The 21820-nt window shown below is 41.5% G+C and carries 16 protein-coding genes and 1 pseudogene; 6 read left to right on the top strand and 11 right to left on the bottom strand.

All coding sequences use genetic code 11. The annotated features are described in order from the left end of the window. Nucleotide 1: 1 nt before the first annotated feature. The 3 genes from CGC64_RS14380 to trpB are packed head-to-tail and all read right to left on the bottom strand — an operon-like array spanning nt 2 to nt 3260. Nucleotides 2-568 carry an anthranilate synthase component II gene (locus CGC64_RS14380; RefSeq protein WP_005675661.1) on the bottom strand — a complete coding sequence of 189 codons (567 nt, stop codon included), beginning with the start codon at nt 566-568 and terminating at the stop codon, nt 2-4. A 52-nt stretch (nt 569-620) separates the two neighbouring features. Beyond that, nucleotides 621-2027, bottom strand: coding sequence for an anthranilate synthase component I family protein (locus CGC64_RS14375; RefSeq protein WP_005675662.1), 1407 nt, complete (start codon nt 2025-2027; stop codon nt 621-623). Nucleotides 2028-2063: 36 nt separating this feature from the next. After that, on the bottom strand, nt 2064-3260 hold the full coding sequence (trpB, locus tag CGC64_RS14370) for a tryptophan synthase subunit beta (RefSeq protein WP_005675663.1): 1197 nt from the start codon (nt 3258-3260) through the stop codon (nt 2064-2066). 359 nt (nt 3261-3619) lie between these two features. Here trpB and CGC64_RS18990 point away from each other — a divergent pair, with 359 nt between their 5' ends. From CGC64_RS18990 to CGC64_RS14350, 4 genes are all read left to right on the top strand, one after another. Beyond that, nucleotides 3620-3760, top strand: coding sequence for a hypothetical protein (locus CGC64_RS18990; protein ID WP_005675664.1), 141 nt, complete (start codon nt 3620-3622; stop codon nt 3758-3760). 86 nt (nt 3761-3846) lie between these two features. Continuing rightward, nucleotides 3847-4992, top strand: coding sequence for an iron-containing alcohol dehydrogenase (locus CGC64_RS14360; RefSeq protein ID WP_005675665.1), 1146 nt, complete (start codon nt 3847-3849; stop codon nt 4990-4992). Nucleotides 4993-5249: 257 nt separating this feature from the next. Further along, nucleotides 5250-7109, top strand: a complete 1860-nt coding sequence (locus CGC64_RS14355) for an SLC13 family permease (protein WP_005675668.1) — start codon at nt 5250-5252, stop codon at nt 7107-7109. A 159-nt stretch (nt 7110-7268) separates the two neighbouring features. Beyond that, nucleotides 7269-9623, top strand: coding sequence for an LruC domain-containing protein (locus tag CGC64_RS14350; RefSeq protein WP_005675670.1), 2355 nt, complete (start codon nt 7269-7271; stop codon nt 9621-9623). Nucleotides 9624-9856: 233 nt separating this feature from the next. On the opposite strand, the gene CGC64_RS14345 is transcribed toward CGC64_RS14350, so the two are convergent. Together CGC64_RS14345 and CGC64_RS14340 are read right to left on the bottom strand one after the other, a co-directional pair. Next, on the bottom strand, nt 9857-10795 hold the full coding sequence (locus CGC64_RS14345) for a Ppx/GppA phosphatase family protein (RefSeq protein WP_032855018.1): 939 nt from the start codon (nt 10793-10795) through the stop codon (nt 9857-9859). Next, nucleotides 10795-12882 (bottom strand): RNA degradosome polyphosphate kinase, encoded by a 2088-nt coding sequence (locus CGC64_RS14340; protein ID WP_005675672.1) that lies wholly within the window; start codon nt 12880-12882, stop codon nt 10795-10797. The genes CGC64_RS14345 and CGC64_RS14340 overlap by 1 nt, the downstream gene beginning before the upstream one ends. Nucleotides 12883-13053: 171 nt before the next feature. On the opposite strand from CGC64_RS14340, the gene CGC64_RS14335 reads away from it, so the two are divergent. Beyond that, the gene (locus tag CGC64_RS14335) at nt 13054-13632 is read left to right on the top strand and encodes an HdeD family acid-resistance protein (protein ID WP_005681230.1); all 579 of its coding nucleotides are present in this window, start codon (nt 13054-13056) and stop codon (nt 13630-13632) included. A 126-nt stretch (nt 13633-13758) separates the two neighbouring features. Here CGC64_RS14335 and CGC64_RS14330 read toward each other — a convergent pair whose 3' ends face one another. From CGC64_RS14330 to dapF, 4 genes and pseudogenes are all read right to left on the bottom strand, one after another. Continuing rightward, the gene (locus tag CGC64_RS14330; protein ID WP_005675674.1) at nt 13759-15948 is read right to left on the bottom strand and encodes a glutamine synthetase III family protein; all 2190 of its coding nucleotides are present in this window, start codon (nt 15946-15948) and stop codon (nt 13759-13761) included. A 61-nt stretch (nt 15949-16009) separates the two neighbouring features. Beyond that, nucleotides 16010-16132, bottom strand: a pseudogene (locus tag CGC64_RS18860) (hypothetical protein); the annotation flags it as partial. 40 nt (nt 16133-16172) lie between these two features. Beyond that, nucleotides 16173-17405 (bottom strand): LL-diaminopimelate aminotransferase, encoded by a 1233-nt coding sequence (locus CGC64_RS14325; protein WP_005675678.1) that lies wholly within the window; start codon nt 17403-17405, stop codon nt 16173-16175. A gap of 58 nt (nt 17406-17463) precedes the next feature. Further along, the gene (gene dapF / locus CGC64_RS14320) at nt 17464-18276 is read right to left on the bottom strand and encodes a diaminopimelate epimerase (RefSeq protein WP_005675679.1); all 813 of its coding nucleotides are present in this window, start codon (nt 18274-18276) and stop codon (nt 17464-17466) included. A 413-nt stretch (nt 18277-18689) separates the two neighbouring features. Between dapF and CGC64_RS14315 the strand changes: the two genes are divergently transcribed. Further along, nucleotides 18690-18986, top strand: coding sequence for a thioredoxin family protein (locus tag CGC64_RS14315; protein WP_005675680.1), 297 nt, complete (start codon nt 18690-18692; stop codon nt 18984-18986). A 212-nt stretch (nt 18987-19198) separates the two neighbouring features. Here the strand turns inward: CGC64_RS14315 and CGC64_RS14310 are convergent, their stop codons facing one another. Continuing rightward, the gene (locus tag CGC64_RS14310) at nt 19199-20860 is read right to left on the bottom strand and encodes an IS1182-like element ISBf3 family transposase (RefSeq protein ID WP_005675681.1); all 1662 of its coding nucleotides are present in this window, start codon (nt 20858-20860) and stop codon (nt 19199-19201) included. A 159-nt stretch (nt 20861-21019) separates the two neighbouring features. Next, nucleotides 21020-21787 carry a glycerophosphodiester phosphodiesterase family protein gene (locus CGC64_RS14305; RefSeq protein ID WP_005675682.1) on the bottom strand — a complete coding sequence of 256 codons (768 nt, stop codon included), beginning with the start codon at nt 21785-21787 and terminating at the stop codon, nt 21020-21022. Nucleotides 21788-21820 lie beyond the last annotated feature (33 nt).

Raw genomic sequence — 21820 nt, 5'->3', positions numbered from 1 at the left:
TTTAATCGTTTAAGAAGTTCTTGATAATTTCTTTTCCTTGCGGAGTTAATACTGATTCGGGGTGGAATTGTATCCCGTGCACATCATAGGTCCTATGGCGCAATGCCATGATTTGTCCTTCCCGGCTTTCTGCCGTTATTTCCAGACAGTCAGGAAAATCCTCCCGGCTGACCACCCAAGAGTGATAACGTCCTACGGGAATTTCTTTTCCCAGCCCTTCGAATAATACATCTTGTCGTAGGATACTGACCGGGGTCTGTACACCGTGATATACCTCTTTCAGATTCTCCAGTCGTGCACCGAAAGCCTCGCCGATAGCCTGATGTCCCAGACAGACACCTAAAATACTTTTCGTGGCTGCATACTTTTTGATAATAGGCAACAATAAACCTGCTTCTTCCGGGATACCCGGCCCGGGAGACAAGATGATTTTATCGAATCGTTCCACATTATCAAGTCCTATTTGATCGTTGCGGACTACTTCTATGTCCGTAGCACCTAATTCTTTCACTGCGTGCAATAAGTTGTAGGTGAAAGAGTCGTAATTATCTAAAAGTAATATTTTCATTTTATGATTATTGTAAAATTGTTGCTTAAACAGGTTACTTTATTTTTTCTGCTTAGTTCTTTAATTGAACGGCTAAATCAATCGCCTTTTTCAGTGCTCCCAACTTATTGTTGACTTCTTGCAATTCGTATTCATCCTGACTCCGTGCCACAATACCACCTCCTGCCTGAAACCACAATTCATTGTTGCGACTGACGAAGGTACGGATAGTTATGGCTTGATTCAATTCACCGTTTAATCCGATAAAACCGATACAACCACCGTAAGCTCCGCGATTGTGAGGTTCTATTTCACTAATTAACTGCATGGCACGTACTTTGGGCGCGCCGCTCAAAGTGCCGGCAGGGAACGTATCAATAAAAGTTTTTATCTTGTCCGCATCCTCGTTCAATTCACCACTGACACGGCTAACCAAGTGGATGACATGACTGTAATATTGTGGCTCTTTATAGAAAAGTACCCGTACATCATGACAATTACGTGACAAGTCGTTTCTGGCAAGGTCTACCAGCATAACGTGCTCCGCATTTTCTTTGGGGTCAGCCAGTAATGCTTCTGCCAGTTCACGGTCTTTCACGATATCGCCACTCCGGCGTGTTGTTCCGGCAATCGGATCGATATAAGCATGGTTGCTTTCAATCTTGCAGTGTGTTTCCGGTGAAGAACCGAAGATTCGATATCCTCCGAAATCGAAATAGAAAAGATAAGGGGAAGGGTTAATGCTGCGGAGTGCCCGATATACTTTGAAATCATCTCCGGTGTAAGGCTGAATGAACCTCCGGGAAAGAACGATCTGGAATACATCGCCACGCATACAGTGCGCAATACCTTTGCGGACGTTGGCTTTGTGTTCTTCATCTGTGATAGGGCTGGTAACGGGACCTGTCACAGAAAAATTGTAAGAAGCATAATTCCGGTTTTCAATAGCTGCTTCCAGTTCCGGCAGGCCGCTTTCTTCCCCTTCGGCCAACATCTCTACGAGTGTCAATTCATTTTTGAAATGATTGAAGACAATTATGTATTTGTATAATATATATAATAAGTCCGGTGCATCATTCTGTTCATCGTGGCTCTCTTTAACGGGAATATGTTCGAAGTATTTCACGGCATTGAAAGTCGTGTATCCATAAAGTCCGCATACATTCTTATTTTCTCCGGTCACTTGGAATTGATTGATGAATCGGTTCATTGCCTTTTCTACGGTGAATGTTTTCGTCAGCGGTTCTTCCGTGCGGCTATTGTCCGGATAGTTGGCTGTGACTATACCACTGTTCATACCGATATTTGCCAGTGGACAAAGGGCGATGAATGACAGTGAATTTTCTCCGGCGTGATAATCGGAACTCTCCATTAATGCAGATTGCGGATACATATCACGCACTTTCAGATAAATGCTGACCGGAGTATGCATATCTCCCAACACCTGTTTACTGTGGGTAGTATAATTGAATGTTTTCATTTTGATTACAAATTACAAGTTACAAATTACTGTGAACTAATTGTCCTGTTTTTCTTCGTTAAAGGATAAATAAGTCTCTATATCCTTGTCGCCACGTCCGGATACAGTTAATACGACTACATCTTCCGGTTTGAATTTCAACTTTTTTAAAGCGCCAAGCGCATGAGCTGATTCCAGTGCGGGGATAATTCCTTCAAACTTAGTCAGTTCATAAGCAGCTTCTATGGCTTCGTCATCGTTTATTGCCAGAACGTTGGCGCGTCTTTGTGCGGCAAGATTCGCGTGTATCGGTCCGATTCCCGGATAATCGAGTCCGGCAGAAATCGAATAAGGTTCCTCAATTTGTCCGTCTTCGTTTTGGATAACGTAAGTACGTGCTCCGTGGATAATTCCCATTTTGCCAAGTTGAATGGTAGCTGCGGTCATTCCGGTTTCTATTCCCTTGCCTCCGGCTTCTGCCAGGACGATACCTACCCGCTCATCGTTGATATAATGATAAATAGTTCCGGCAGCATTACTTCCTCCTCCTACACAGGCTATCAGGTAGTCGGGGTAATCGCGTCCCTCTTTTTCTTGAAGTTGCTTTTTGATTTCTTCACTGATAACGGATTGCAGACGTGCCACCATATCCGGGTAAGGATGAGGTCCTACAGTAGAACCGATGATATAATAAGTGTCGGCGGGATGACAGCACCAGTCGCGGATAGCTTCGTTGGTAGCGTCTTTCAGTGTCATGTTCCCGGAGGTGACAGGGGTTACGGTAGCTCCCAGCATTTTCATTTTCTCAACGTTGATGTGCTGGCGTTCCACATCCGTTTTTCCCATGTATACGATACATTCCATATTCATTAGTGCACATACGGTAGCGGTAGCCACTCCATGTTGGCCGGCGCCGGTTTCGGCGATGATGCGCTTTTTTCCCATGCGGCGTGCCAATAGAATCTGTCCGATAGTGTTGTTGATTTTATGGGCACCTGTATGGTTCAAGTCTTCCCGTTTCAGATATAATTTGCAACCATATTTTTTCGAAAGGCGCCTTGCCGGATAGAGTGGGGAAGGACGTCCTACGTAATCACGTAACAACTGTTCGAATTCTTTCTTGAATTCCTCACTCTCAAGTACTTCGAGGTACTTATTCTTCAGTTCCTCTACACATTTGTGGAGAATTTCCGGTACATAAGCACCGCCGAACTCTCCGTAATAGCCATCCTGGTCAACTAAAAAACTTTTCATAATCCTATCTATTTTTATATGTTATTTTTTTCGATGTTTAGAAACGGGCAAATAAAAAAGCCCTGCCGCAAGTTGCGACAGGGCTCTTTCAAATCTGTTATATCTTTAATGAGGTATATACATACGAGCGCTGCTCCCTTACGACTGTCGGAGTTGTAACGGACGCCACCACCAATATGTATTTACTAATATAGTTCTCATTGTCATTTGTTATTTAATGGGAGCAAATATAGACACTTTGTTTGAAACAACAAACAAAAAATGACTTTTTTTCATTTTCCCCTTCATTTTTCTGATATAGAACAATTTTCCCCCTGATCTGTTCTTATAAATACTGAATATTTAAACAGAAAACAATTATGAAACAGAGAAAAGTATTAGTAGGTATCGCTATTGCCATTTTCGTTATATTATTACTTTATTGGTTGTTGGTAGCAGAAGATATGAAACCTTGGTTGTCGGCTATGGTTCCTTCTCTTACGCAGCAATTCATAGCCTGATTCCGACAAGGTTTCAGATAATTCGTGTATATTTGCATGAAACATGAAAAGTGAATAATAACCGAAATAATAACAATAGACAAGATATGGAAAATTTTATCTTTCAAAATCCCGTCAAACTGATAATGGGGCGCGGGATGATTGCCCGATTGGCGAAAGAAATTCCGTCCGACAAACGTATCATGATTACTTTTGGCGGTGGAAGTGTAAAGAAAAACGGGGTATACGATCAGGTGAAGGAAGCACTGAAGAATCATTATACCGTTGAATTTTGGGGGATTGAACCCAATCCTGCTATCGAAACTCTCCGCAAAGCGATTGCTTTGGGAAAAGAAGAGAAGGTAGATTATTTATTAGCTGTTGGTGGTGGTTCCGTGATTGACGGTACAAAATTAATCTCTGCCGGGTTATTGTATGACGGTGATGCTTGGGACTTGGTGCTTGCCGGATGTCCCGCTACCCACACTGTACCTCTTTCCACTGTGTTGACGCTTCCCGCTACCGGTTCGGAAATGAACAATGGAGCAGTGATCTCACGTCGTGAAACCAAAGAAAAATATCCTTTTTATTCCAACTATCCGTTATTCTCTATTCTTGATCCGGAAGTAACATTTACTTTACCTCCTCATCAAGTGGCTTGTGGATTGGCGGACACATTTGTACATGTCATGGAACAGTATATGACTACTCCCAGACAAAGCCGTGTCATGGACCGTTGGGCAGAAGGACTCCTGCAAACTCTTATAGAAATAGCTCCGAAAATCCGTGAGAACCAGCATGATTATCAACTTATGGCTGACTTTATGCTTTCGGCTACAATGGCATTGAATGGATTTATAGCTATGGGAGTATCGCAGGACTGGGCAACTCACATGATAGGACATGAAATCACTGCATTGCACGGGTTGACACACGGACATACGCTGGCGATTGTACTTCCCGCTACATTGCAAGTGCTTCGGGAAGCCAAAGGAGATAAACTTGTGCAATATGGTGAGCGCGTATGGGGAATAACTTCGGGTACAAAAGAGGAACGGATAGATGAGGCAATCCGCTGTACGGAACAATTCTTCCGTTCATTGGGGTTGACTACACGCCTGCACGAAGAAAACATCGGCCAGGAGACGATTCTTGAAATTGAACGCCGCTTCAATGAGCGAGGAGTAAAATATGGAGAAAATGGAAATGTGACAGGTGCTGTGGCTCGTAAGATATTGGAAACTGCACTATAACTTCTTTTCCTATAAGAAATAATAACTGCCTTGTGATTTTTATCAGAAAAGTATACAGGGCAGTTTTTTATTGTTCAATCGTATCGTGTATTGGCACCCCAAAGCAATACGGGAATATCTTGTTTGATATTAAAATGACGTCATTTAAACCAAAAATAATTTTAATTTGTTTTCTATAAGGGGGAAGAAATATCTATATTTGTTCACTCAAGTTTTTGATATCATCGAAATAAAACATTCATTTTATTTTATTACTTATGTTGATAACCATTATTATTCTCGTTCTTTCGGCTATCTTTTTTGTAAATGGTAAAATCCGTTCGGATATTGTGGCGTTATGTGCGCTGGTTGCTTTACTTGTCTTTCAGATATTAACTCCTGATGAAGCCCTTTCGGGTTTCTCCAATTCGGTAGTTATTATGATGATCGGACTGTTTGTGGTAGGAGGTGCTATTTTTCAAACAGGGTTGGCAAAGATGATAAGTTCGCGTATTCTTAAACTTGCGGGAACGAGTGAAATTCGTCTGTTTCTATTGGTGATGTTGGTGACTTCAGCTATCGGTGCATTTGTCAGCAATACCGGAACAGTAGCGTTAATGCTTCCTATTGTGGTTAGTCTGGCGATGAGTGCCGGGATGAATCCGAGCCGCTTGCTGATGCCGTTGGCATTTGCAAGTAGTATGGGAGGCATGATGACATTGATTGGTACTCCGCCGAACCTTGTGATACAGAACACATTAACTTCGGCAGGACTCGAACCGCTTTCTTTCTTCTCTTTTCTGCCTGTTGGCATTGTTTGTGTGATTGTCGGTACATTGGTATTGATGCCGCTTAGTAAATGGTTTCTGTCTAAAAAAGGACAGAAGAATGACAGTAACCGTTCAGGAAAATCGTTAAAGCAGTTGGTCAATGAATACGGGCTTTCCAGTAACCTGTTTCGTTTGCAGGTGATAGGGGATTCCCGACTCTTGGGAAAAACGATTATTGATTTGGATATACGACGCAAATATGGATTGAATATAATGGAAGTCCGTCGTGGGGATGCATCGCAACATCGTTTCCTGAAAACTATCACGCAGAAATTTGCGGCACCGGATACGGTTTTGCAAGTAGAAGATATTCTGTATGTGACAGGAGATTTTGAGAAAGTACAACTGTTTGCTGAAGATTATCTGCTCGATATATTAGGTGACCATGCTACCGAGGAAACGAAAAATACAACTAGTTCTCTTGATTTTTATGATATAGGTATTGCTGAAATAGTATTGATGCCTGCGTCTAATTTGGTAAACCAGACAATTAAAGAAGCCGGATTCCGTGATAAATATAATGTGAACGTTTTAGGTATCCGTCGTAAAAAGGAATATCTGTTACAGGATTTGGGAAATGAGCATATTCATAGTGGCGACGTGCTTTTGGTACAAGGCACTTGGGGAAATATCGCCCGTCTTAGTAAGGAAGACTCTGATTGGGTGGTATTAGGTCAGCCTTTAGCCGAAGCTGCTAAAGTAACTTTAGACTATAAAGCTCCGGTGGCTGCTGCTATCATGGTGTTAATGGTGGTAATGATGGTATTTGATTTTATCCCGGTTGCTCCGGTTACGGCTGTTATGATTGCGGGTATATTAATGGTACTGACAGGGTGTTTCCGTAATGTAGAGGCCGCATACAAAACGATAAATTGGGAAAGTATTGTACTCATTGCAGCAATGTTGCCTATGTCGTTGGCATTGGAGAAAACAGGAGCGTCGGAGTATATATCCAATACATTGGTGAGCGGATTGGGTTCCTATGGACCATTGACTCTGATGGCGGGTATCTATTTTACTACTTCATTGATGACTATGTTTATCAGTAATACGGCTACTGCGGTACTGCTGGCACCTATTGCTTTGCAAAGTGCTATACAAATCGGGGTTAGCCCGATTCCTTTCCTGTTTGCTGTGACAGTGGGGGCAAGTATGTGTTTTGCTTCTCCATTCTCTACGCCGCCTAATGCATTGGTAATGCCTGCCGGACAATATACTTTTATGGATTATGTGAAAGTAGGATTACCGTTACAGATTATCATGGGAATTGTGATGATATTTGTTTTGCCTTTGATCTTCCCTTTTTGATTGAAAAAGAAAAAAACAGGAAGGCTGTATTGAAAAATGCAGCCTTTTTTTATTTAATATCTGCAAATACAGTTATCTTTGCACCGTCCATGACCGATGATTGAGAGGGTTGTGGATGTTTTTGCGCATAAATAAAACGAACTAAAGCATTAAGGGATTATGAAACAAAACATTGCAAAAGTATTAACCTTTTCTTTATTGGCAACTTCTGCCGTTTTTATCAGTTGTGTGGATAATGAGAAAAATCTGTTTGATGCAGAACAACTGAGACAGATTTATGAAGAAACTTTTCCGGTAAAGAATATCGATCCTGACGGAGACTGGACTATGTCCCGTAGTGTAACTGCACACGTGACGGTTAATGGAGATTTAGGAGAGGATTATCCGATACGGATATTTGATGCGAATCCTTTAAGTCCGGAAAGTAATGCCAAACTTTTAGCAGAAGGTGTTGCAAATAGAAGTACATCTTTTAATGTTGTAATGGATTGTGCTACTGCACTCGATAGAGTATTTGTCGCGCGTGTAGACAGAAAAGGACATTATCTTGTGCAACCGATCGCTATTGAAAATGAAGAGGTGAAGGCCTGTTTCGGAAATAAAGAAGGTAGTACTACTTGTTCTATCACGAGAACTATAACAGATATACCTGCTATGGCAGCTCCTTATACAGATGAGTATATTAGTAATAAAAAGGCCTATGCTACTATTATTAAGTCCGGCTGGGATCTTGGCTCTGGATTTGACCAGTATTCTGCCTATAATCTTCCTGTTTTCAAGGAAAAGGAACGTTGGTTTAAGATTCAGGAAGGGGGCTTTAGGGCAAGATTTACTACAGGAGGAACTTGGGGTGGAGCTAATGCCGTGAAAGTGATTGTTCCTGAAGGAAGTACATGGGTGATTGAAAACGAAAATCAATTCAGTGATATAACGGAGGTAATAGTTGAAAATGGAGGAAAAATAGAAATAACTAGAAATGCCAGTTTGATATTGACTCGGGCTTCTTATATAACTGTAATGCCGGGTGGTAGTATTATAGGTGAGGGAGATATTTCAATAACAAATAGTTCTGCCGGGTTTAGTAATTATAATGCTGGTATGATTGATTGTTCCCGTTTAAATATTGATGGCGGTGGAAGTGGGGTTGATTTCATGAATTATGGAACGCTTAAATTGAATTCTTACAATGCATCTACAAGCGGTACAACACTGATAAATCACGGTGTTATTGAGGCTGGTAGTATTAATGGTAATAACAATACCAATGTTAAGAACGGCTGTTATATGAATGTGGCAGGAATGTTTCAGTTCGGTACACTTGTAATGGGGCATACTTCTGAAGCTATTTGTGGGGAGTTGGGTTATAACGGAAATAACAATGATATTGTGATGGAGGCACAATCAATACTGACCTGTACAGGTAAAGCTAGTCTATATAGGCATGTAGTCGGTCCCACAACGGGAACGGCTTTGTTGAGAATTCATACGATTGCTAATATTTCAGGGCTCATTGAATCAAATTCGAAAGTCACGAATAACATTATTTGTGAGATAACAGATCAGACCTCTTCTAATGAAAAAGAGCAATCACTGTGGACTCCTTTCGACTGGTTAGTATATAAAGGCTTACAGAATTCCGCCACTTATTGCAATCCGGGAAAAGCAGATTTTTTGCTTCCTGCTGATGAAGATGGGTGTATAAAAGAAGGATATGGTTCTGATGATACCCCCGATGACGTGGAGATTCGGAAAGCCGTTTATTCCTATGCTTTCGAAGATAATTATCCCAAAGCAGGCGATTATGATTTCAATGATATTGTATTGAACGTGACTTTACCCGTTGCCGGTAATGAAGTGAAAGAATTGAAATACGTGGTTGACCTTCAGGCTGTGGGTGCCATGAAGCAATTAGGTGCCGGATTAAGAATACTGGGAATAAATAAAAGTAATGTGGAAACGGTTGACTTTGGAGCCGGCGCCGCTCAACGTGACGGTTCTTTGTCTGCTTCCCGTATATTTGAAGATGCATCTTATGAGACGACTGGCAGTGAACTTGTCATTCCTTTGTTTGGAGATGCACATTCTGTATATGGATATACCGGAACACAACGTCCTATGCTGAATACTGGAAATGCAAGTACATCTCTAACAGATATATATACTCTTGAAGTGATAATCAAACTTAAAAATGCCGTATCCATTCCCAGTGTAACAAACTGTTTAGACTTCTTTATAGCATATCAGGGTACTGGTGAAAAGAGAACGGAGATTCATTTGAATCAATTTAATTCGGCAACGGCGAATGGTCAGTTGGCAGATAATAACGTGCTTGAGGTTATCAAGGTAGTCAATAATACATGGGCTCTTTGCGTTCCTGATAAATTCGCATATCCGACAGAAAGAACTGTGATAACAGAGGCGTATGCTAAGTTTGCGGACTGGGCACATGACCAGAGTACTAATACCGATTGGTATAATATGCCTTCAAGTAGTGATAAAGTGATAGAATACTAACCTTTTCTTTTAAATATAAGTCAACCGCCGGAGAAGTTTTTGTTTTCCGGTGGTTTTTGCTACGAATTAATGTTTTGATTGTAAGGTAGTAGTATTTGTTTTGCATGATTTTATTCGTCTGACAGTTGTTGAACATTCGTTTGACAACTGTTGTCTTTTCGTCTAACAACTGTCAGATGAAAAGAAGACAGCTGTCAGACGAATAAATTGTTGCAAACTGAGGCATAAATTCTTTAACTTAGAGAAGTAGAATTATGCGAAACAGGTGGTACATTCATATTCTGTGTGTACAGACTATCAATGATACCATCGGACAATCCGATAGTAGGTACAATAATACCGGTAGCTTTTACATAAGTCGCCACCTCAAGAAATATCTCTGCTGCCGGAACAATTACATCTGCCCGATCCGGTTTTAGCTTGTATTGTTTGATGCGCTGTTCGGCGGGAAGTACCTGTAATGCTAAATAAATCTCACGTAGTGACTCAACTGGTAGGAGAGAAGCCTTTTTATCCTTTTTATCCGCGAGACGGAAGAGTTTGTTGATATTTCCCCCCGAACCGATAATGCTGACAGGCGCATATTCTGTGGCAATACCAATCAGGTCAGTACGCAACGCTTCTTTTTCCTCCTCTTTCACCATGCCGCTAAGCATACGGACTGTACCTATATTATATGAACGGGAGTTTTTCAGTTCTCCGTTACTGATAAGATTGATTTCCGTACTACCGCCGCCAACATCTACATATAGATAATTCTGTCCGGAAGCAAACAGTTGCTCGATATGATTGTCATATACGATATGCGCTTCTTCCTGTCCGTCGATAATATCTACACGAATACCCGTTTTCTTGGCTATTTGCCGGACGATAGCTTTACCGTTCCGGACATCACGCATAGCGGACGTGGCACAGGCGCGATAATCCACTACATCATATATTTTCATTAACTGCTTGTAAGCTTTCATCAGCCGGATCAGTTTCTTTTCTTTTTCTGCTGAAATAATACCTGCTGTGAAAGCGTCTTCTCCTAGCCGTAACGGGATACGGATGAGTTGCACCTTACTCATAAGTTCGGGCGCATTTTCTTCGTTTACGCATTTTATCAGTAGTCGTACGGCATTGGAACCGATGTCGATTGCTGCATAATTAACTTTCTTCATATTTATCATCATGTGTTCTTGTATTCGTTATATAATTTTTCTTGTGAACGGAAAAGCGATGCCATTTCTTCACTAAGCGGGGGAGTAAACGGAAAATTCCATATCCGGTTGGTTCCCATTCCGTCTACTATGCGTCCTTTGGCTGTATCTTGAAACCCGTAACAAACAATCCGTTTTAAATCCGCCTGTATCTCTTTGTCATAAACAGGAGCCAGTACTTCGATGCGGTTGTCCAGATTGCGTGGCATCCAATCTGCTGAACCGATATAATACCTTTCTTCTCCGGCATTAGCGAAAATGAAAATACGTGAGTGTTCAAGATAACGGTCGATAATTCCATTGATATGTATATTTTCACTGACACCCGGAACGCCCGGTACTAAAGAACAGTTGCCGCGTACAACTAGTTCTATCTTGACTCCTGCTGCTGAGGCTTCGTATAGCTTTTCGATAAGTGCGCGGTCTGTTATGTGATTTACTTTGGCAAGGATATAGGCGTCTTTTCCTTGTTCCTTGTTCTTTATCTCCTTATTGATAAGGGCAATCAACCGTTTACGCATATCATTGGGAGAAACGAGCAACTCTTTGAAATTGACGGGAGTGTATGGCTTCTCGATAAAGTCAAATACTGCATTTACTTCCCGGACAATGGGACGGTGAGCTGTCATAATGGTATAGTCGGTATACATACGTGCATTTCCTTCGTGGAAGTTGCCTGTACTGATACAGACAATATCTCCATGTCTTGTCCCGATGTGCACCAGTTTGGAGTGAATCTTCAGCCCTTCCACCCCGAAGATTACACGGATTCCTGCATCCTGCATCCTTTTACTCCAGTTGATATTTGAGGCTTCGTCAAAACGTGCCAGTAGTTCGATGACTACCGTCACTTTCTTACCGTTCTTTGCTGCGCAAATCAATGCTTTAACCACTTTGGAGTCTTTAGCTAGTCGGTAAAGCGTCATCTTGATGCTTTTCACTTCTTTGCTGATAGCAGCTTCGCGCAGTACGCGGATGAACGTATCAAAACTATGATAAGGATAATGTAGTGAACGGTCTTTCTGGCGAATCAGGGTCAGCAGGCTTTCTGTACCATTTAGTTCGGGTTTGAAAATCGGTTCCCAAACTGGATATTTCAGATGACTGTGTCCGCAGACAGGAAATTTCATCAGGTCTTTGAAATTATGATAACGTCCGCCGGCTACGCGGGTGTCGTTCTTGTCTATATTCAGCCGGTCGGTCAGTCTTTTTAGCAAGTCCCTGGGGATTTGCTCGTCATATACAAAACGGAGAGGTTCGCCTTTCTTGCGGCTTTTCACTCCTTTGGAGATTTTCTGAAGTACGCCGGTCCGCAAATCACTGTCTATTTCCATTTCAGCGTCTTTGGTAAATTTGAAGGTATATGCTTCATAATCCGTATATTTCATTCCGACAAAAATCATTGGCAGGCAGTAACGGATAACATCATCAAGAAACATTAGATAGGTCTTTCCTTCCGATTCGGGTAGTTGGATGAAGCGTCCGAATTCCCCAACGGGCAGTTGGATAACCGCGTAATCCTTCTCTTTTATTTTTCCTGCTTCATCTTTGCGGAGCAAGCGGATAGCCAGGTAAATATCTTCATCTGTCTGGTCGTCCAGCTGTCGGGGACCGTTAAGGAAAAGAGGGTTGGTGGAACCGTTCAGCTTATTACGATAGAAAGAAGTGATGAACGCTTTCTGCTCATCGTTCATTTCCGTTTCTTTGATAACGTAGATATTCTCTTTTTTCAGTTCTTCCATGATAGAAGCGAACGTTTCTTCAAACTGTTCATAGTAACGGTTGTGCAGTTTACCTATCTGTTTCAGTGTGTGCGCAGCGATTTCCTGTTCTTTCTGTATATTCTTGTCGTCATACTCTATAATCCGGTTTAAGGTAGCGACACGGACGCGGAAGAACTCGTCAAGATTGTTCGAATAGATGCCAAGAAAAGTCAGCCGTTCCAGTAAAGGAACTTCCGGGCGGGCAGCTTCGAGTAAGATACGTTGGTTGAAATACATCCAACTGATGTCACGCTCAACATAAGGGCACTTCTTTCTTGTTTCGCTTGGTTTCATGATGAAGAATCTATTTTTAATTTTCTGCAAAAGTATCTAAGTGAGATGTAATAGCTATAACGATTTTGTTACGAACTTATTACAATGTTTATTTGTTATTTTTATATATCAGTAGAAACACTTATATTCGCAAAAGTATTGAAACAGACTTGGTTAAAAAATATAGAATTTATGAAAACAATGAATTATTCCCTTATTCGTATTCTCTTTGCATTAGTGATTGGTCTGGTGTTGGTGCTATGGCCTAATACAGCTGCCAGTTATATCGTTATTACGGTTGGAGTTGCCTTTTTGATTCCCGGTGTTATCAGCCTTTTCGGCTATTTCGGACGTAAGAAATCCGAAGACGGAGTTTCGCCCCGTTTTCCGATAGAAGGAGTCGGCAGTCTGCTTTTCGGACTTTGGCTGATTGTAATGCCCGAATTTTTTGCAGATGTCCTGATGTTCTTGTTAGGTTTTATCCTGATAATGGGAGGGGTGCAGCAGATAGCTTCCTTGTCAATGGCTCGTCGTTGGACACCTGTTCCGGGAGCATTTTATCTGGTTCCCGCTTTGATTTTAATTGCGGGCATCGTTGCTTTATTCAATCCGACAGGAGCACGTAATACAGCGTTTATAATTATTGGTATCAGTAGCTTGGTATATTCGCTTTCTGAATTGATAAACTGGTTTAAGTTTGTACGTTGCCGTCCGAAGAACCCGATATCACATCACGATGAGGATATTGAGGATGCGAAGATTATTGAATAAAATAAGAAAAAGAAGAGGGCTACCTCACGGTACCCCTCCACTGCAAACTTAAAACAACCAACAAAAGAAATAGATCATTTCTACTTTATGTCCGATGAAAACTTCTTCATCGGACATTCTCTTTTTCTATCTTACAAATAATAGTTCTCTGTATTTCGGAAGTGTCCACATCTGGTTGTCAACGATAAGTTCCAACTTGTCGATGTGATAACGAATTTCTTCCAGTGCCGGAACAATCGTGTCGTGATAAGCAATGGCTTTTTCACGTTCGCTTTCAATCTTGTTCGCCACTTTACGCGCTTCTACCATTGCGTCTACATGCTCTTTGATGAAGGCTGTACGGTCAGCAATTTCTTCGATAAGTTCCAGATTCTTTGCTGATAGTTTCGCCGCTTTTTCTGCCGGAAACAGGGATTGCATTTTATAGACGTTATTAATCAAATCCGTCTGATACTGGGTTGCAACCGGTATAATGTGGTTCATAGCCAAGTCACCCAATACACGGGCTTCAATCTGGATCTTCTTCGTGTAGGTTTCCCATTTCACTTCATTGCGTGCTTCCAACTCTTTCTTTGTCATTACACCGGTAGCTTCGAACATGGCAATCGTTTCCGGTTTCAGGTAGTTGTCGAAGATAACGGGAACACTCGTTTCACAATCCAGACCACGGCGTGCAGCCTCTTCTTTCCATTCGTCACTGTAGCCGTTGCCGTCGAAGTGAATGGCTTTACATTCTTTGATATATCCGCGAATGATTTCAAGGATAGCGGAAACTTTCGGTTCTCCTTTTTCAATTAGAGCGTCCACGTCTTTCTTGAACTTCGCTAACTGGTCTGCTACTGCGGAGTTCAGCGCAATCATTGCAGAGGCGCAGTTTGCTTCGGAACCTACGGCACGGAATTCGAAACGGTTTCCGGTGAAGGCAAAAGGAGAGGTGCGGTTACGGTCTGTATTGTCAATCAACAATTCCGGTATTTGCGGAATATCCAGTTTCATTCCCTGTTTGCCGCTAAGGCTGATTAAATTGTCTTTTGTGCTGTTTTCAATATGGTCTAATACTTGCGATAACTGCTTTCCGAGGAAAGAAGATATGATTGCGGGAGGTGCTTCGTTGGCGCCTAAGCGGTGGGCGTTGGTTGCACTGGAGATAGAAGCCTTCAGTAACCCGTTATGATGATAAACTGCCATTAACGTATTTACTACAAATGTCACGAAACGCAGATTGTCTTCCGGTGTCTTCCCCGGTCCCATTAATAAGATTCCCGTATCAGTACCCAATGACCAGTTGTTGTGCTTACCGGAACCGTTGACACCTTTAAATGGCTTTTCATGAAGTAATACACGGAAACCGTGTCGACGGCTTACCTTGCGCATCAATGACATAATCAATAAGTTATGGTCATTTGCCAGGTTACATTCTTCGAATATCGGAGCTAACTCGAACTGATTAGGAGCAACCTCGTTGTGACGGGTCTTTACGGGAATACCCAATTTCAGAGCTTCAATTTCGAGCTCTTTCATAAAAGCAGCTACACGGGTGGGGATAGCACCGAAGTAGTGGTCTTCCAACTGCTGGTTTTTAGCACTGTCATGTCCCATTAAGGTACGTCCTGTCATTAATAAGTCAGGGCGGGCAGCATATAAACCTTCATCAACTAAAAAATATTCTTGTTCCCAGCCAAGGTAGGCAACCACTTTTTTCACTTCCGGATTGAAATAATGGCAGACGTCTACGGCTGCTTTGTCTACTGCACGTAATGCTTTCAATAATGGAGCTTTATAGTCAAGGGCCTCGCCGGTGTATGCAATAAACACAGTCGGGATACAAAGAGTATCATCTACAATGAATGCAGGAGATGAAGGGTCCCAGGCACTATATCCACGGGCTTCAAAAGTATTACGGATACCTCCATTCGGGAAAGAGGAAGCATCCGGCTCTTGCTGAACAAGTAATTTGCCCGTAAATTCTTCCATCATGCCACCTTTACCGTCATGTTCAACAAAAGCATCATGTTTTTCTGCCGTACCTTCGGTCAGGGGTGCAAACCAGTGGGTATAATGAGTGACACCCATTTCGATAGCCCATTTTTTCATGCCGGCAGCTACTTCGTCAGCAATGCTACGGTCTAGCGGAGCACCATTATCAATAGCATCAATCAGTGCATTATACACTTTGCTGGGAAGGTATTTAAACATCTTTTCCTTGTTGAACACATACTTGGCGAAATATTCCGACGGACGTTCAACAGGAGTTGCTACCTCAACCGCTTTCTTCTTGAAAGCAGTCTCTACTACTCTGAATCTTAGTTTTGACATAATACCTAATTTGATTTATTGTTAAATATGTTAGAGTAAATAATTACGTTCTCTTATATGGTTAGTTGTATGCTGATTCTCCGTGTTCGTAGATATCCAGCCTTTCTTCTTCAACTCGTGCCGGAACGCGGAGTCCGTGGACTTTGTCGAGCACTTTGAAGATGATGAATCCCATACCTGCTGCCACCTCTTACATCATAATAAGAGAACCATTCTATGTCTGCTCAAAGCCAGTTCTTTATTCTTCTCATGGCTTCAATGCAGTCGTTACGTTCACCGAATGCCGTCAGACGGATATAGCCTTCGCCGCTGGGGCCAAAACCTACACCGGGAGTTCCGACTACGTTGGCCTCATACAACATCTGCTCAAAGAACCGCCATGAAGAAAGGCCATTCGGGGTTTTCACCCATAAATAGGGAGCGTTGACTCCTCCGTAAACTTTCAATCCGCTAGCTTCCAGTCCTTCCTTCATGATTCCTGCATTGGTCATATAATAGTTAATTGTTTCTTTAATCTGTTCCTTTCCTTCTGCGCTGTAAACTGCTTCTGCCGCCCGTTGAGTGATATAGGAAGTGCCGTTGAACTTAGTACATTGGCGGCGGTTCCACAGTCTGTTGAGTGGGATTCTGTCTCCTTCGAGTGTTGCGGCGGTAAGTTCTTTGGGGACTACAGTGTATCCGCAACGCACTCCGGTGAATCCTGCCGTCTTCGAAAAACTACGGAACTCAATGGCGCACTTCTTGGCTCCCTTGATTTCATAAATAGAGTGGGGGACATCCGCATCCTGAATATATGCCTCATAAGCAGCGTCGAATAGGAGCAACGTGTCATTTGCCAAAGCGTAATCTACCCATTTCTTCAATTCCGGTTTTGTCAGTGTAGTGCCAGTCGGGTTATTCGGATAGCAGAGATAGACAATATCTATCCGTTTGTCCGGAATTTCGGGTATGAAGTTATTTTCACTTGTGCAAGGCATATAAGTTACATTACTCCACTTACCTGTTTCTTCCTCTAATACTCCGGCACGTCCGCACATGACGTTACTGTCTATATAAACCGGATAAATAGGGTCTGTGACGCCGACACTGTTGTCATGACGGAGAATATCTCCGATATTTCCAGTATCGCTTTTTGCTCCGTCGCTGATGAATATCTCTGAAGCGGAGAAATGAATACCGCGCGGAGCAAAGTCATTTTTTATAATTGCTTCAATTAGAAAATCATATCCCTGTTCAGGACCATATCCGCGGAATGTATCCTTATCGGCTAGTTCTTCTACTGCTTTGTGCATTGCTTCGATACAAGCCTTGGGAAGTGGCTGAGTAACATCGCCGATACCTAGCCGGATGATGTCCTGCTTGGGATGCGTTATCCTAAAAGTATTTATCTTTTTTGCTATATCCGAGAATAAATAGCTTCCCGGTAATTTTAAAAAGTGTTCGTTTACTAATGCCATGTGGTTATTGTTTTAAGTTTCTATCAATTATTATTATTAATTCTTCATTTTCAACCCCTCAACCCTCGATTTCTTCAATTTCTCCGTCAAAAACTTTAGTTGCCGGTCCCGTCATTAATATATGGCCCGAGGCTTCATCCCATTCAATGGTGACTGTACCACCGTCCATTATTATATCGCTTTTTCTTCCTGTAAGCTCGTTGATGAAGGCTGCTACTGCGGTAGCACAAGCACCTGTCCCACAGGCTTGAGTAATTCCCGAACCTCTTTCCCATACTCTCATCCGTATAGTATCTTTGCAGACAATTTGTGCAAACTCTACATTGGTTCTGTCGGGGAAAAGATGATGATTCTCCAATTCAGGGCCGATTTCCGGCAAATTAATCTGGGTAATATCATCCACGAAAGTAACCAGATGAGGATTTCCCATTGATACTCTGGTTGATCGGAAAGGATATTTGTCCTCAAAATGAACTTCTCCTGTTTCTAATGGACTGCCCATATCTACTGTGACTGCTGTAACTGTTTTTCCTTCTACATGAAGTTTCAGAATTTTAATTCCCGACAGTGTGTCCAGAGTGATTTCTGTTTTATCAGTCAAGCCATATTCATATACATATTTGCCTACACAACGGCTTCCATTACCACACATCATCGCTTCCGAACCGTCTGCATTGAAAATACGCATACTGAAATCAGCCTTATCAGAGTTTCCGATCAATATAAGTCCGTCACTCCCAATTCCTGTATGGAACTTGCTCCATTCGATTGCTTTCTTTTCAGGAGCTGCTATCGGATAGTTGGTAGTGTCTACATATATGTAGTCATTTCCTGCTCCATGCATTTTAGTGAACTTAATCTTTTTTGTCATTTTGACTTGTATTTGCTGGTTGTTGTATCCTTTTGTTTTATTACAACGCAAAGGTATGACTTTTTGCTTTATGTTTTATTGAAATATATATCTAATCTCTATTTATTTTATGTAAACTTTCAATTGTTTCGTATATAGCTATGTTTGGTTATAATCTGAAATTATATATATGTGTATATTGATAAACTGTTATTTAGGTGAATTGTTTTGCATATACTTTCATAATATATAAAGAATAATTAGCCTTGATAATCTTTAAATTTAGTCATAAGAATAGGAAAAAACTCCTTCTTGTTTTGACGAAATGAAAGCGGATAGCTTTATTTCACTATCATATTGCTTGCCGGATACTCTGAAGAACCTTTTCCCGTATTCATTGTTCTAGCACTATATTAATATAAAAATGTAGAGATATGAATATAGAGAAACAATTAGAAACAGCAGTACGAACCAATCATTTGGTATTGGTTGTATTTTATGCGGACTGGTCGCCTCATTACGAATGGATAGGGCCGGTACTCCGTACTTATGAGAAGAGGACAATCGAATTAGTACGAGTAAATGTTGGAGAAGATAAGGCAATAGCCGATGCGCATAACATAGATACTATTCCGGCTTTTCTTTTATTACATAAGAGAAATGAACTCTGGAGACAAGTTGGGGAGTTGACAGTGGAAGAACTGAAAGATGTATTAGATGATTTCAAGTGATCGGACTGTAATCTTTTATAAGTATGCATAGAAATATCAATTTCTTCCTCAATTAAAAATAACGAAAAATGTAGTGTATTGATAATTAAGTTCTTATATGTTTGCATTTTTCTTTAAAAGAAACCATACGTTTGACACCGAGAAACGAGGTTGTGTCAAAACGTTGGCACAACCTCTTTTATATTTTACAGTTCTGCTATATTTTCTTTTGGCTATGCTGCTTTTTCCTCATGCATTTGGCAACAAGTTGCTATATTCCAATTATATCGGGTTATAAATAGTCCCATAAACATATATTTGGCAACTGCAATGAGCCCCTTTCCTTCTTTTATCAGTTTAGCACACATTTTTTTGATATTAAAGGCTATAGCAAAGAAAGCAAAGTCCATTGTAACCTTGTCTTCTCCCACATGCCGGAATCTTCTGTATGCCATGTTGTATTTCATTTGTCCAAACACAGCCTCTGGTTCTATACACCTCCTGCCTCTATGCTTGATACCTTCTTCTGAGAGCAACCTTTCCCGTGCCTGCCGTTTGTATTGATTTAATCGGTGGTTGACTTCTATAATACGGTTCCCCCGAGCTTTAAAACAACTGCCACGCAAAGGGCAACCTTCGCATCTTTTTGCTTTATACCGGGCACTTTCGATGATGTATCCGCTCGCTGTCTTGTCACGTTTGGTTCCTATACGGTTCATGTGCTGTCCCATAGGACAAACGTAATAATCCTCTTGGGCATTGTAATGGAGACTTTCGGCATGGAACGGGTTGGGAGTATAACGAGGACGCTGTTCTTTATGGAAGTAATTGTACTTGATGAAGGCTTCTATCCCATTCTCCTGCATGAACCGGTAATTTTCTTCCGAACCGTAACCGGAGTCTGCCACACAGATATTCGGTAAACGGTTATAGCGGTACTGGAAAGAGTGGAAAAAAGGTATGAGGGTCAGTGTATCGGTAGGGTTGGGAAACAGACGGAAGTCTGTGATGAATTGGTTTTCAGTACCTATTTGCAGATTATATCCGGGTTTGGTCTGCCCGTTCTTCATGGCATCTTCTTTCATGCGCATGAATGTGGCACCAGGATCGGTCTTGGAATAGGAGTTACGTTCTCCAAGGGTATCAAGGTGATTGTCGTATTCTATCAGCTTGTCACGATACCCTTCAAGTTCCATGACCTGCTTCTTCTTTTTGCGCAGGGCTTTCTTTTCTTCCTTATCCTTTGTTGCAGGCTGGCGTTCCAGGGCTTCTTTAAGTTCATCCACTATGTCAGAGAGCCTGCAGGGAGTAAACTCCACGGATGTGTCTTTTATAGAGTTCTCCTGTGCAATGGCTTGATCCACCTGCTCCAAGAGAATACGGATTTTATCCATTAGTATCGTACGGTTCCGTTCGACTGTCTTGCGCCAGACAAAAGTATATTTGTTGGCTTTGGATTCAATCTTGGTGCCGTCGATATACTCTACATCAAGGCTGATGAAACCTTTATCGGCAAGGACAAGAACCAACTGGGTAAATACATTATTTATTTCCTCCTTTACACGGTTACGAAAACGGTTGATCGTGATAAAATCCGGATGCTCATTACCGGCAAGCCAAATATAATGAATGTCACGACGGAGGTGCTTCTCTATTTTACGGCAAGAATAGATATTATTCATGTAGGCGTAGATTATCACCTTAAGCATCATTTTAGGATGATAAGGACAACGGCCCGTTTCCTTATAAAGCTTCTTGAAACTCTCAAGATTGAGATTGTCAATAACAGCATTCACGATGCGGACTGGGTCGGTCGCAGCTATGTTTTCATCAATTCTTTGTGGAAAAAGAACGGTTTGATTGGGAATGTAAGGACGAAAATGTAACTTTGCCATAACGAAAAACTTTATACCTAAAGATACGAAAACTTTGGGTAATAACAAAGCCCGGGCTTGAGAAAGTCTGGGCTTTGCGCATAAAAAAAGGCTGTGTCAGCGTTTTGACACAACCTTGTTTCATTAATGTTGAAGGATAGAGTATTGAATGTGTATGTTTTATTTATTCTTTTTTAGTTCTTCCAACAAAACAACCGGCTCATTGGTCGTAATGAAATCTACTTTCTGTTCAATTAACCACTTCATTTCTTCGGTTTCGTCCACTGTCCACACATTGACTTTCAGACCAAGGTCATGAGCTTCTTTAATCCATTCGGGATGTTTTTTAATCACTCCCATGTGATAGTCAAGACCCGTAGCCCCGAGTCCTTTTAATTCTTTCGGAGATAATTCACCGTTCAGATAGAATACCGGAGTGCCGGCAGGTGCCAGGCGGATAAACTCTTTCATGGCATGCAATGAGAAAGTGATATATTCCATGCGGCTCTCTAATCCCATTTTTTTCACCGTAGCCAGAATTTCCTGAACGGCTTTGGTTTCGCGCTTTTTGCTGTTAAGTGCTTTCAGTTCAAGTATCAGTTTAGTATTATGTTCTTTTCCGACTTTTAAGTACTGCTCCAGACTTGGGAGGTTTTCTCCATTTGATAATTTCAACCCAGTGAGCGCGTCTCCTTTAGAATACTCCATAGGTCTCATTTTGTACACAGGATCATGATTGACTACTAACTTGCTGTCTTTAGTAAGCCAAACATCAAATTCTGAACCATAACAACCGATAGAGTCTGCTTTTAGAAGTGATGTAATACTGTTTTGTGATGATCCCGGGGTTTTCCAGAAACCGCGGTGAGCAATTGCTTTTGTCTGCGCCTGCATACAACATGCAGCCATTAAAAGGGCGGAACCTATCATCATTTTTTTTAAATTCATTCGTTTTATCTTTTAAAGGGTTTATATAGGTTT

The sequence above is a fragment of the Bacteroides caccae genome (assembly GCF_002222615.2).
GTDB classification, from domain to species: domain Bacteria; phylum Bacteroidota; class Bacteroidia; order Bacteroidales; family Bacteroidaceae; genus Bacteroides; species Bacteroides caccae.
This window is presented reverse-complemented; position numbering and strand designations above follow the sequence as displayed.